We start from the raw sequence: 12,451 nt of genomic DNA, 5'->3' as shown, positions 1-12,451 counted from the left end.
AGGTTATCTCCCTTATTCACACGGTTATCGCAAAAAATTTCATTTCGTCAGGCTTGACGTGTCTACTTTAAAGACAATAGTTAATACAGGGCTATATGCCCGTTAACCTCTTCCTGAACAACGATAAATATCGCCGAAATTGGCTCTTTCTGGAGTCGCTTTGATGATGATAAAAAAAATCAGTGGTCGCCATGCTGTTTCTGGCCTGGTGGGGATTTCAGCGTGGTTGTTTTTTTGTCACACAGCATCTGCCTGGCAACAGGAATATATCGTTTCAGACGCACAAAGTAATACGGCGGAACGCTATACATGGGATGCGGATCACCAACCGCGTTATGAAGACATTCTGGCAGAACGTATTAAGACTTCGCAAACTGGACCTGGGCTTGCCCTGAATTCGCCTTCCGGCCCGACAGCGGAAGGCAGTATGAGCGTGGGCTGGAATTTTCCGCTGGCGGGAAATATAACAACCGGCCCGGTGATGGCGTGGCGTTACGATGGCACGGCACCCATGATGATTAATGAATTCGGTGATAGCGTGACGACGCAGGGGCTGACCGATCCGCTCTGGCATGCCAGCGTGAGCAGCCTGGGCTGGCGCGTGGATACGCAATATGGCGATCTTCGGCCCTGGGCGCAGGTCAGTTTCAATCAGCAGTTTGGCGAGAACCAGTGGAAATCTCAGTTCGGGATGTCACAGACGCCTGCTATTGCACAAAACAGCAGCTGGATGGACGTGACCGTCGGAACGGATATGCCGTTTACAACCCATATGGCGGCCTATGCGTCATTGGCTCAGGGGGAAAACACCACGACGGGCGAGGAGTTTATGTACACCCTGGGTGTGAGTGCAAACTTTTAAAGTTGTCACTTTTTCCAACGTTGCGATAACATCTTAAATACAATAACGGCGCGCCTTGTCGCGGTAGCGAGCACTAACAATTGTGCATGCCGTTCCCGGCAAGGTCATTCATTCCCGATTCCAGGCATTTCATTCCGTTCCTCCTGCATTTCATGCCGTTTTACCCCAGCGGTAATAAGGTTTTGTTTATTGTTGTCCTCAGCGAACTTCCTTAATTTCTCTTGCAGGACAACTGCCATGAACACTTCAACTTATAACCGTACGCGCTGGCTCACGCTTTTCGGCACTATCGTCACCCAGTTCGCGCTGGGCTCGGTCTACACCTGGAGCCTGTTCAACAGTGCGCTTTCCGATAAGCTCGGTGCACCGGTGAGCCAGGTGGCGTTCTCTTTCGGCCTGCTGAGCCTGGGGCTGGCGCTTTCCTCTTCTGTCGCGGGCAAACTGCAGGAGCGCTTTGGCGTTAAGCGCGTCACCATGGCGTCCGGGATACTGCTGGGCGTGGGCTTTTTCCTGACGGCGCATTCCAACAACCTGATGATGCTCTGGCTGAGCGCCGGGGTTCTGGTGGGGCTGGCAGATGGTGCTGGTTATCTGCTGACGCTGTCGAACTGCGTGAAGTGGTTCCCGGAGCGTAAAGGTTTGATCTCTGCGTTTGCCATCGGTTCATATGGTTTGGGCAGCCTCGGGTTCAAATTTATCGATTCCCATTTGCTGGCCTCCGTTGGCCTCGAAAAAACCTTTATGATCTGGGGCGTTATCGTTCTGGTGATGATTCTGTTCGGTGCAACGCTGATGACCGATGCGCCACAGCAGGAGGTGAAATCCGTTAACGGCGTGGTGGAGAATGACTTCACCCTGGCTCAGTCCATGCGCAAACCACAGTACTGGATGCTGGCGGTGATGTTCCTGACGGCCTGCATGAGCGGTCTGTATGTCATTGGCGTGGCGAAAGATATCGCGCAGGGCATGGTGAAACTGGACGCGGCCACGGCGGCGAATGCGGTCACCGTGATTTCTATTGCCAACCTCTCGGGCCGTCTGGTGCTCGGTATTCTGTCTGACAAAATTGCCCGTATCCGGGTCATTACTATAGGGCAGGTGGTTTCGCTGGTGGGCATGGCGGCACTGCTGTTTGCACCGCTGAATGAGGCCACTTTCTTTGCCGCGATTGCCTGTGTGGCCTTTAACTTTGGCGGCACCATTACCGTTTTCCCGTCTCTGGTGAGCGAGTTCTTCGGCCTGAACAATCTGGCAAAAAACTACGGCGTCATCTATCTGGGCTTCGGGATCGGCAGTATCTGCGGTTCGTTAATTGCTTCATTGTTCGGCGGGTTCTATGTGACCTTCTGCGTGATATTTGCCTTGCTGATTATTTCTCTGGCGTTGTCGACGACGATTCGTCAGCCGCAGCGAGAAGTATTTAGCGAAGCGCATGCGTAACAAATAAGGAGAGGCCGTAATGGCCTCTTTTTTTGCGCTGAGGGATACGCTTCCTGACTTGCTTTTTTGTAAAAATTTGCACGGATCACATTCTCTGCTGCCACTTTTCTCTCCCGCTGTGGTCTACTTACCGCGCTTGTAGACGTTTCTGATAACGCTTTCCTACGCACATACTTACTCTGTCTGTTTTCTCGATGAGAGTCGGCGGGTCTCTATACCCCTTCCCCCAGGGTTGTTTGCATGAAATACATTAGGTCTCTTACCCAGCAAAGATTGTGTCTGATGCTGGCTGTCTATATCGGATTATTTCTGAATGGCGCGGTGCTGTTCAGACGAGTGGAAGGTTATTTCGAGCACCTCACCGTAAGAAATGGAATTTTTGCTGCAATTGAAGTGTTCGGTTCCATCCTCGCTACCTTCTTCCTGTTACGTCTGCTTTCCCTTTTTGGCCGACGCCCGTGGCAAATTCTGGCTTCACTGGTTGTCATTATTTCTGCCGCCGCCAGTTATTACATGACCTTTATGAATGTGGTGATTGGCTATGGGATTGTGGCGTCAGTCATGACCACCGATATCGATCTCTCGAAAGAGGTCGTAGGTAAGGGCTTTATCGTCTGGACGGTTTTAACCTGTCTGATACCGCTCTTCTTTATCTGGAGTAATGCCTGCCGCTATACGTTGTTACGCCAGTTACGCACGCGCGGGCAGCGGATCCGGAATATCGCCGTTGTTCTGTTGGCCGGATTACTGGTCTGGGCACCGATTCGCTTGATGGAAAAACAGCAAAAACGCATCGAAAAAGCGACGGGCGTAGACATGCCAAGCTACGGCGGTGTGGTCGCTAACTCCTATTTGCCCTCCAACTGGCTCTCGGCCTTAGGCCTGTATGCCTGGGCACAGGCGGACGAATCGAGTGATGTAAAATCCTTGATGAATCCGACGAAAAAATTCAATTACGTGGCACCGGCTGACGGGCTGGATGATACCTACGTCATCTTTGTTATCGGTGAAACCACGCGCTGGGATCATATGGGTATTCTCGGCTATGACCGCGATACCACGCCAAAACTGGCCCAGGAAAAGAACCTCGTGGCTTACCGCGGTTACTCCTGCGATACCGCGACGAAGCTCTCTCTGCGCTGTATGTTTGTGCGTGAAGGCGGTGCCAGCGATAACCCGCAGCGTACGCTCAAAGAGCAGAACGTATTTGCTGTACTGAAGCAGCTTGGATTTAGCGCCGACCTGTTCGCTATGCAAAGTGAGATGTGGTTCTACACCAACACCATGGCGGATAACATCGCCTATCGTGAGCAGATTGGTGCCGAGCCGCGCAACCGTGGGAAGAATGTCGATGACATGCTGCTGCTCTCCGAGATGGAACAGTCGCTGAAAAACCATCCGCAGGGTAAGCACCTTATCGTGCTGCATACCAAAGGCTCGCACTACAGCTATTACCAGCGTTATACGCGCGATTTCGCGAAGTGGACGCCTGAGTGTGTCGGCATTAACAAAAACTGCAGCAAGCAGGAGCTGATCAATGCCTACGACAACTCGATTCTGTATGTAGACACGTTCCTGAGCAGGGTGATCGACGAGCTTCGCGATAAGAAAGCGATTGTGATCTACGCGGCTGACCACGGCGAGTCAATCAACGAAAAAGAACACCTGCGCGGTACGCCACGCAAGCTTGCGCCGCCGGAGCAGTTCCGCGTGCCGATGATCATGTGGATGTCGGATAAGTACCTTGAGAACCCTGACAAAGCCAAAATGTTTGCGCATTTGAAGCAGCAGGCAGAGATCAAGGTCCCGCGCCGTCACGTTGAGCTGTACGACACGATTATGGGTTGTCTCGGCTATACCTCACCGAACGGTGGGATTAACGAAAACAACAACTGGTGTAAACTCCCTGATAACACCGCAAAAGCCGCGCAGTAGCTGCTCTGGCGAGAATATCGCCAGTTGAATGGCTTTTTGAAAATAAGGGATTGACGGGGGCGCACCTCAGCAGTAAGATGCGCTCCGCATTCGGCGAGTAGCGCAGCTTGGTAGCGCAACTGGTTTGGGACCAGTGGGTCGGAGGTTCGAATCCTCTCTCGCCGACCACATTTAAAAAAGGGCTAACCGCAAGGTTAGCCCTTTTTGCATTATGGTGTTAGCCAGCCAGACTCACTAAAACGCCCCTTAGCCCTGTTTCACCCTGCCTGTTAACGATTTTGTGACATTATCCATTGTATTTTTTTATATATGGATTGATCTTTTTTCGCGTTGCTTATGGATAAGCTCAGCATTTTTCGCTGTGCGTTTTAACGTTCGCGGAATTTAGTGCTCAGATAATCACCATTCCGCAAGAAAATTTACCCAATCTGAATAAAAGTTAATCACTACATGTTGCGAAATATGAAGATATTTGTGCTGCCACATGGTGAGTAGCATAAATTTCCCTGCTGAAAACTGGCGCCAGAGGTTTTTTTAATCTTTGTTTGCGGTTTCTCACACTCCGCGTAAATCCCCGTCACCTGTATTGACGTTTTCACATTCTGTTGACAGATTGTAGGGCATGAGGGGCATTTCAGGGACGATCTGCGCTGCAACTCAAACGCTCTTCTGAAAGGATTCTCCATCCCTTTAAAGCCTTCGGGCACCACCGACCAGACCGGGTAAAAAATAAATAAAGGTCAGGCGGCGTAACACAACAAAGCAAAACATCACATTGGAGCAGAATAATGAGTATTTCCTTGAAGAAGTCAGGGATGCTAAAGCTTGGTCTGAGCCTGGTGGCTATGACCGTAGCAGCAAGCGTACAGGCAAAAACCCTGGTTTACTGTTCTGAAGGCTCGCCGGAAGGCTTTAACCCACAGCTCTTTACCTCTGGTACGACGTACGACGCAAGCTCTGTACCGATCTATAACCGTCTGGTTGAATTTAAAACCGGCACCACGGAAGTGATTCCGGGTCTGGCTGAGAAGTGGGAAGTCAGCGAAGACGGTAAAACCTATACCTTCCACCTGCGTCAGGGCGTGAAGTGGCAGGACAGCAAAGAATTCAAACCAACGCGCGACTTTAACGCCGACGACGTTGTGTTCTCTTTCGACCGTCAGAAAAATGCCCAGAACCCGTACCATAAAGTGTCTGGCGGCAGCTATGAATACTTCGAAGGGATGGGTCTGCCGGACCTGATCGCCGAAGTGAAAAAAGTGGACGATAAAACCGTTCAGTTCGTGCTGACGCGTCCGGAAGCGCCATTCCTGGCTGACCTGGCCATGGACTTCGCTTCTATTCTCTCTAAAGAGTACGCGGACAACATGCTGAAAGCCGGTACGCCGGAGAAAGTTGACCTGAATCCAATCGGTACCGGTCCATTCCAGCTGCTGCAGTACCAGAAAGACTCCCGCATTCTGTATAAAGCCTTCGAAGGCTATTGGGGCACCAAGCCGAAGATCGACCGCCTGGTCTTCTCCATCACGCCTGACGCTTCCGTGCGTTACGCAAAACTGCAGAAAAACGAATGTCAGGTTATGCCGTACCCGAACCCGGCTGACATCGCTCGTATGAAGCAGGACAAGAACATCAACCTGCTGGAGCAGGCTGGCCTGAACGTGGGCTATCTCTCCTTCAACACCGAGAAGAAACCGTTTGATGACGTGAAAGTGCGTCAGGCGCTGACCTACGCGGTGAACAAAGAAGCGATCATCAAAGCCGTTTACCAGGGTGCTGGCGTTGCTGCCAAGAACCTGATCCCACCAACCATGTGGGGCTATAACGACGACATTAAGGACTACACCTACGATCCTGAGAAAGCGAAAGCGCTGCTGAAAGAAGCAGGCCAGGATAAAGGCTTTACCGTTGAACTGTGGGCAATGCCTGTTCAGCGTCCATATAACCCGAACGCGCGCCGTATGGCGGAAATGGTTCAGGCTGACTGGGCGAAGATCGGCGTTCAGGCCAAGATTGTGACCTACGAGTGGGGCGAGTACCTGAAGCGCGCCAAAGCGGGTGAACACCAGGCGGTGATGATGGGCTGGACCGGCGACAATGGGGATCCGGACAACTTCTTCGCCACCCTATTCAGCTGCGCGGCAGCGAAAGACGGTTCCAACTACTCTCGCTGGTGCTACAAGCCGTTTGAAGATCTGATCCAGCCGGCGCGTGCGACCGACGATCACAACAAACGTATTGAACTGTACAAGCAAGCGCAGGTTGTTATGCACGATCAGGCCCCGGCGCTGATTGTTGCTCACTCCACCGTGTACGAGCCAGTGCGTAAAGAAGTGAAGGGCTACGTGGTTGATCCACTGGGCAAACACCACTTCGAAAACGTATCTGTTGAATAATAAGTAGGGTGTTCTCCCTCTCCCTTTGGGCGAGGGCAGGGGTGAGGGTCGTGCATGCATTCCCTCACCCTAACCCTTTCCCACAGGGAGAGGGAATTTACATTTGTGAGCAATACAGACGTCACGCCACTGGTCGTGCGTCATCAGAGAGAATCCGGGTTATGTTGCAGGTCATTCTCCGACGTCTGGGACTCGTTATCCCGACGTTTATCGGTATCACCCTTCTCACTTTTGCCTTCGTCCATATGATCCCCGGCGACCCGGTAATGATTATGGCGGGCGAGCGTGGTATCTCCCCTGAGCGTCATGCGCAACTGCTGGCTGAACTTGGCCTTGATAAGCCAATGTGGCAGCAGTACCTCCACTATATCTGGGGCGTGTTGCACGGTGATTTAGGGATTTCACTCAAAAGCCGTCTTCCGGTGTGGGACGAGTTCGTGCCGCGTTTCAAAGCGACGCTGGAACTGGGCATCTGCGCCATGATTTTCGCCACTGCGGTGGGTATTCCTGTTGGGGTACTGGCTGCCGTTAAGCGTGGCTCTATTTTTGACCATACCGCCGTGGGTCTGGCGCTGACCGGTTACTCCATGCCTATCTTCTGGTGGGGCATGATGCTGATCATGCTGGTCTCTGTGCAATGGAACCTAACCCCGGTCTCCGGGCGCGTCAGCGATATGGTCTTCCTTGATGATACCAACCCGCTCACCGGCTTTATGCTGATCGACACGGCTATCTGGGGCGAAGAGGGCAACTTCATTGATGCCGTCGCGCACATGATCCTGCCTGCGATGGTGCTGGGCACCATTCCTCTGGCGGTGATCGTGCGTATGACCCGTTCCTCCATGCTGGAAGTGCTGGGCGAAGATTACATCCGTACCGCGCGTGCCAAAGGGTTAACCCGCATGCGCGTGATCATCGTTCATGCTCTGCGTAACGCCATGCTGCCGGTCGTTACCGTTATCGGTCTGCAGGTGGGGGCGCTGCTGGCAGGGGCGATCCGGACGGAAACCATCTTCTCCTGGCCGGGCCTCGGTCGCTGGCTGATTGACGCGCTGCAGCGCCGTGACTATCCGGTTGTGCAGGGCGGTGTGCTGCTGGTTGCGACGATGATTATCCTCGTCAACCTGCTGGTCGATTTGCTGTACGGCGTGGTGAACCCGCGTATTCGTCATAAGAAGTAAGGGGCCGTCATGTCACAAGTCACTCAAAATAACGTGGTCGCTGCACCGGTTCCTATGACGCCGCTGCAGGAGTTCTGGCACTACTTCAAGCGCAATAAAGGCGCGGTGGTAGGGCTGGTGTATGTTGTTATCATGATCCTGATTGCGGTGTTTGCGAACTTCCTCGCACCGTATAACCCGGCGGACCAGTTCCGCGATGCGCTACTCGCGCCACCTGCGTGGCAGGACGGCGGTAGCCTGACGCACCTGCTCGGAACCGATGATGTGGGCCGCGATGTGCTGTCGCGTCTGATGTACGGCGCGCGTCTGTCGCTGCTGGTGGGCTGCCTCGTTGTTGTACTGTCGCTGATCATGGGCGTTGTGCTCGGCCTGGTGGCTGGCTACTTCGGCGGCATCGTCGATAACGTCATTATGCGTATCGTCGACATCATGCTGGCGTTGCCAAGCCTGCTGCTGGCGCTGGTGCTGGTGGCGGTCTTTGGACCTTCGATAGGTAATGCTGCCCTGGCGTTGACGTTCGTTGCGCTGCCGCACTATGTCCGATTAACCCGTGCGGCTGTCCTGGTTGAGGTGAATCGAGACTACGTCACCGCTTCTCGCGTGGCGGGTGCGGGTGCGATGCGCCAGATGTTCGTCAATATTCTGCCTAACTGCCTTGCGCCGTTGATTGTTCAGGCGTCGCTCGGTTTCTCTAACGCCATTCTCGATATGGCCGCTCTTGGCTTCCTTGGCATGGGTGCGCAGCCGCCAACACCGGAGTGGGGCACGATGCTCTCCGACGTGTTGCAGTTCGCGCAAAGCGCCTGGTGGGTCGTCACCTTCCCGGGTCTGGCGATTCTGCTGACGGTGCTGGCATTTAACCTGATGGGTGATGGTCTGCGTGATGCACTTGATCCCAAACTGAAGCAGTAAGAGGCACGAGATGGCGTTATTAAATGTAGATAAATTATCGGTGCACTTCGGCGACGAAGGCACACCGTTTCGCGCCGTGGACCGCATTAGCTACAGCGTAAATCAGGGCGAAGTGGTTGGTATCGTAGGGGAGTCTGGTTCCGGCAAGTCAGTCAGCTCGCTGGCAATTATGGGGCTGATTGATTACCCCGGCCGCGTAATGGCGGAAAGCCTGGAATTTAATGGTCAGGATCTGCAGCGCATTTCCGAGAAGCAGCGCCGCCAGCTGGTGGGCGCGGAAGTGGCGATGATCTTCCAGGACCCAATGACCAGCCTGAACCCGTGTTACACCGTGGGGTTCCAGATTATGGAAGCCATCAAGGTGCATCAGGGGGGTAACAAGCAAACCCGTCGTCAGCGCGCTATCGATCTGCTGACGCAGGTGGGTATTCCCGATCCGGCATCGCGTCTGGATGTGTATCCGCACCAGTTGTCCGGCGGGATGAGCCAGCGCGTGATGATCGCCATGGCAATTGCCTGTCGGCCAAAACTGCTGATCGCCGATGAACCAACAACCGCGCTGGATGTAACCATCCAGGCGCAAATCATCGAGCTGCTGCTGGAGCTGCAGCAGAAAGAGAATATGGCGCTGGTGCTGATTACGCACGATCTGGCGCTGGTGGCTGAAGCGGCACACAAAATCATCGTGATGTATGCAGGCCAGGTGGTGGAGACCGGAAGTTCACACGATATCTTCCGTGCCCCGCGTCATCCGTATACGCAGGCTCTGCTGCGCGCGCTGCCGGAATTTGCGCAGGATAAAGCGCGTCTGGCCTCGCTTCCGGGGGTTGTGCCGGGTAAATATGACCGTCCGCAGGGCTGTCTGCTTAACCCGCGCTGCCCGTATGCGACGGATAAATGTCGCGTCGACGAGCCAGAGCTGAATCTGCTGGCCGACGGTCGCCAGTCCAAATGCCACTACCCACTCGATGATGCCGGGAGGCCAACACTATGAGTACGCAACAACTGCTGTTGCAGGCCATCGACCTGAAAAAACACTACCCGGTGAAGAAGGGGTTATTTGCCCCCGAGCGCCTGGTCAAAGCGCTGGACGGTGTCTCCTTTACCCTTGAGCGCGGTAAAACGCTTGCGGTGGTAGGGGAGTCTGGCTGTGGCAAATCGACGCTGGGCCGTCTACTGACGATGATTGAAGTGCCAACCGGCGGCGAGCTGTACTATCAGGGGCAGGATCTTCTCAAGCACGACCCACAGGCGCAGAAGCTGCGTCGCCAGAAAATCCAGATTGTGTTCCAGAACCCGTACGGTTCACTGAACCCGCGCAAAAAAGTGGGGCAGATTCTGGAAGAGCCGCTGCTGATCAACAGCAACCTGAGCAAAGAGCAGCGTCGTGAGAAAGCGCTGGCGATGATGGCGAAAGTGGGTTTGAAAACTGAGCATTACGATCGCTACCCGCATATGTTCTCGGGCGGCCAGCGTCAGCGAATCGCCATCGCCCGCGGTCTGATGCTCGACCCGGACGTGGTGATTGCCGATGAGCCTGTTTCTGCGCTCGACGTATCCGTACGTGCGCAGGTGCTGAACCTGATGATGGATCTGCAGCAGGATCTGGGGCTGTCGTATGTGTTCATTTCACATGATTTGTCTGTCGTGGAGCACATTGCCGATGAAGTGATGGTGATGTACCTAGGGCGCTGCGTGGAGAAAGGGACGAAAGAGCAGATCTTTAATAATCCTCGTCACCCGTATACCCAGGCACTGCTGTCTGCGACGCCGCGTCTGAACCCGGACGATCGTCGTGAGCGCATTAAGCTGACCGGCGAGTTGCCAAGCCCGCTGAATCCGCCTCCGGGATGTGCGTTCAATGCCCGCTGTAGCCGACGCTTCGGACCCTGCACGCAGTTGCAGCCACAGTTGAAGGATTATCGTGGGCAACTGGTGGCCTGCTTCGCGGTCGATCAGGATGAAAATGGCGAAAAGCCGCATGCGTAAAGAAAAAACCGGCGTGAAGCCGGTTTTTTTATATCTGCGTTATGACTTCCGTAGACGGATCTGGTCGACAGCGTGTTTCTCACTCTTGGTGAGGATCAGGCTGGCGCGCTCACGTGTTGGCAGAATGTTCTCTTTCAGGTTCACGTAGTTGATCTCATTCCACAGTCCCGTTGCGACGTTGATCGCCTCTTCTTTAGAGAGCTGGGCGTAATTATGGAAGTAGGAATCAGGATCGGTGAACGCCCCTTCGCGGAACTTCAGGAAGCGGTTGATATACCAGCTTTTCAGCAGATCTTCCGGCGCATCGACATAGATAGAGAAGTCAACAAAGTCGGAAACAAAGACGTGATGCGGGTCGTGAGGATAATCCATCCCGCTTTGCAGCACATTTAACCCTTCCAGAATCAGGATGTCTGGCTGCACAACCGTTTTGTCTCCATCCGGGATACGGTCGTAAATCAGATGTGAGTAAACCGGCGCAGTGACGTTAGGCGCGCCCGATTTCAGATCAGAGACGAATTTCACCAGACGGTGCATATCATAAGAGAGCGGGAAGCCCTTCTTCTTCATCAACCCGCGTTCTTTCAATACTTCATTGGGATGCAGGAAGCCGTCGGTGGTAATCAGCTCCACGCTGCGGTGTTCTGGCCAGCGGCTCAGTAACGCCTGTAACACGCGCGCGGTGGTGCTTTTACCAACTGCCACGCTACCCGCGATACTGATGATATAAGGAATACGCTGACCGTTAGTACCGAGGAACTGTTCCAGTACCGCCTGGCGGCGGAGGTTCGAGCTTATATAGAAGTTAAGCAAGCGAGAGAGGGGAAGATAAATTTCTGCCACCTCTTCCAGGGACAGATCTTCGTTTATCCCTTTTAACCGTGCGATTTCACCTTCCGTCAGCGTCATGGGAACGGAATCACGCAGGGCAGCCCACTGGCTGCGGTTAAAGTGAAGATAAGGTGTCATTAACGTTTGCTCTTTTTTGCTCATAAGCATGCTTCTGTGAGCCAGCACAAAACTGCCGGGTCATGGCTCTTCACATAGTTAATTTTGGACAATGGGCAGGAGGTTAACACCAGATGACAGGAATAATAAGAAAAAATATGGGAAAGCGATGCTTTACGCGGGAGGTATCACGGTACGGTATAGAAGGGGTAAATCAGGGGTTCATGTTGAATATTTGACCGCGAGCGGATGAATTTAAAGCGGTTAGCACTGGTTTCGCATAAAATGTGAGCGAAAGAACGTTTTATGCAATTTTTTAGTTGCGTTGCTGCGCATATCTCCATAGAATGCGCGCTACTTGATGCCGACTTAGCTCAGTAGGTAGAGCAACTGACTTGTAATCAGTAGGTCACCAGTTCGATTCCGGTAGTCGGCACCATCAAGTCCGGTGGGGTTCCCGAGCGGCCAAAGGGAGCAGACTGTAAATCTGCCGTCACAGACTTCGAAGGTTCGAATCCTTCCCCCACCACCACTTTCTGGCAGCGTAAATGCCGCCGGAGCTGGTTGGAAAAATTAGCCAGCTCGAACATGAAAAGAGAGAAATCTCTTTTTTTGTTACAGAAAGAACTGGGTAGCCGAGTTTCAGGATGCGGGCATCGTATAATGGCTATTACCTCAGCCTTCCAAGCTGATGATGCGGGTTCGATTCCCGCTGCCCGCTCCAATACGTGCTGATATGGCTCAGTTGGTAGAGCGCACCCTTGGTAAGGGTGAATCGCCCAGTAAAA

At 53.5% G+C, this 12,451-nt stretch carries 9 protein-coding genes and 4 tRNA genes; 12 read left to right on the top strand and 1 reads right to left on the bottom strand.

Translation table 11 applies throughout. The annotated features are described in order from the left end of the window. The first annotated feature begins 163 nt into the window (after window positions 1–163). From ENTMO_RS0100685 to dppF, 9 genes are all read left to right on the top strand, one after another. Window positions 164–862 (top strand): autotransporter domain-containing protein, encoded by a 699-nt coding sequence (locus tag ENTMO_RS0100685; protein WP_010426233.1) that lies wholly within the window; start codon window positions 164–166, stop codon window positions 860–862. 237 nt (window positions 863–1,099) lie between these two features. Continuing rightward, entirely contained in the window at window positions 1,100–2,302 is a 1,203-nt protein-coding gene (locus ENTMO_RS0100675) for an L-lactate MFS transporter (protein ID WP_010426225.1), read from the top strand. Between the two features lie 240 nt (window positions 2,303–2,542). Beyond that, window positions 2,543–4,237 (top strand): kdo(2)-lipid A phosphoethanolamine 7''-transferase, encoded by a 1,695-nt coding sequence (gene eptB / locus ENTMO_RS0100670; RefSeq protein WP_010426224.1) that lies wholly within the window; start codon window positions 2,543–2,545, stop codon window positions 4,235–4,237. 91 nt (window positions 4,238–4,328) lie between these two features. Next, window positions 4,329–4,405: transfer RNA gene (locus tag ENTMO_RS0100665), tRNA-Pro, on the top strand. Between the two features lie 620 nt (window positions 4,406–5,025). Continuing rightward, on the top strand, window positions 5,026–6,633 hold the full coding sequence (dppA, locus tag ENTMO_RS0100660) for a dipeptide ABC transporter periplasmic-binding protein DppA (RefSeq protein ID WP_010426223.1): 1,608 nt from the start codon (window positions 5,026–5,028) through the stop codon (window positions 6,631–6,633). Between the two features lie 161 nt (window positions 6,634–6,794). Beyond that, window positions 6,795–7,814, top strand: coding sequence for a dipeptide ABC transporter permease DppB (gene dppB / locus ENTMO_RS0100655; protein WP_010426222.1), 1,020 nt, complete (start codon window positions 6,795–6,797; stop codon window positions 7,812–7,814). 9 nt (window positions 7,815–7,823) lie between these two features. Then, window positions 7,824–8,726: a dipeptide ABC transporter permease DppC gene (gene dppC, locus ENTMO_RS0100650; RefSeq protein ID WP_010426221.1), complete on the top strand. Its 903-nt coding sequence runs from the start codon at window positions 7,824–7,826 to the stop codon at window positions 8,724–8,726. 10 nt (window positions 8,727–8,736) lie between these two features. After that, on the top strand, window positions 8,737–9,720 hold the full coding sequence (dppD, locus tag ENTMO_RS0100645) for a dipeptide ABC transporter ATP-binding protein (protein WP_010426220.1): 984 nt from the start codon (window positions 8,737–8,739) through the stop codon (window positions 9,718–9,720). Then, window positions 9,717–10,715 (top strand): dipeptide ABC transporter ATP-binding subunit DppF, encoded by a 999-nt coding sequence (dppF, locus tag ENTMO_RS0100640; RefSeq protein ID WP_010426213.1) that lies wholly within the window; start codon window positions 9,717–9,719, stop codon window positions 10,713–10,715. The genes dppD and dppF overlap by 4 nt, the downstream gene beginning before the upstream one ends. Before the next feature lie 39 nt (window positions 10,716–10,754). Here the strand turns inward: dppF and coaA are convergent, their stop codons facing one another. Further along, window positions 10,755–11,708: a type I pantothenate kinase gene (gene coaA, locus ENTMO_RS0100635; RefSeq protein WP_010426211.1), complete on the bottom strand. Its 954-nt coding sequence runs from the start codon at window positions 11,706–11,708 to the stop codon at window positions 10,755–10,757. Between the two features lie 318 nt (window positions 11,709–12,026). On the opposite strand from coaA, the gene ENTMO_RS0100630 reads away from it, so the two are divergent. The 3 genes from ENTMO_RS0100630 to ENTMO_RS0100620 all read left to right on the top strand — a co-directional run bounded on the left by ENTMO_RS0100630 (window position 12,027) and on the right by ENTMO_RS0100620 (window position 12,387). Continuing rightward, window positions 12,027–12,102, top strand: a tRNA-Thr gene (locus ENTMO_RS0100630). Between the two features lie 8 nt (window positions 12,103–12,110). Next, window positions 12,111–12,195: transfer RNA gene (locus ENTMO_RS0100625), tRNA-Tyr, on the top strand. A gap of 117 nt (window positions 12,196–12,312) precedes the next feature. Then, window positions 12,313–12,387, top strand: a tRNA-Gly gene (locus tag ENTMO_RS0100620). The last annotated feature ends 64 nt before the right edge of the window (window positions 12,388–12,451 follow it).

Origin of the sequence: Enterobacter mori LMG 25706 (genome assembly GCF_000211415.1) — a bacterium.
GTDB classification, from domain to species: domain Bacteria; phylum Pseudomonadota; class Gammaproteobacteria; order Enterobacterales; family Enterobacteriaceae; genus Enterobacter; species Enterobacter mori.
The sequence above is the reverse complement of the archived record's forward strand: the minus strand, read 5'-3'. Positions and strand labels throughout refer to the sequence as shown.

Bases quoted from the DNA above. Each gene is read 5' to 3' on its own strand.
- ENTMO_RS0100685 (WP_010426233.1), top strand. From the start codon at position 164: ATGATGATAAAAAAAATCAGTGGTCGCCATGCTGTTTCTGGCCTGGTG.
- ENTMO_RS0100675 (WP_010426225.1), top strand. From the start codon at position 1,100: ATGAACACTTCAACTTATAACCGTACGCGCTGGCTCACGCTTTTCGGC.
- eptB (WP_010426224.1), top strand. From the start codon at position 2,543: ATGAAATACATTAGGTCTCTTACCCAGCAAAGATTGTGTCTGATGCTG.
- dppA (WP_010426223.1), top strand. From the start codon at position 5,026: ATGAGTATTTCCTTGAAGAAGTCAGGGATGCTAAAGCTTGGTCTGAGC.
- dppB (WP_010426222.1), top strand. From the start codon at position 6,795: ATGTTGCAGGTCATTCTCCGACGTCTGGGACTCGTTATCCCGACGTTT.
- dppC (WP_010426221.1), top strand. From the start codon at position 7,824: ATGTCACAAGTCACTCAAAATAACGTGGTCGCTGCACCGGTTCCTATG.
- dppD (WP_010426220.1), top strand. From the start codon at position 8,737: ATGGCGTTATTAAATGTAGATAAATTATCGGTGCACTTCGGCGACGAA.
- dppF (WP_010426213.1), top strand. From the start codon at position 9,717: ATGAGTACGCAACAACTGCTGTTGCAGGCCATCGACCTGAAAAAACAC.
- coaA (WP_010426211.1), bottom strand. From the start codon at position 11,708: ATGAGCAAAAAAGAGCAAACGTTAATGACACCTTATCTTCACTTTAAC.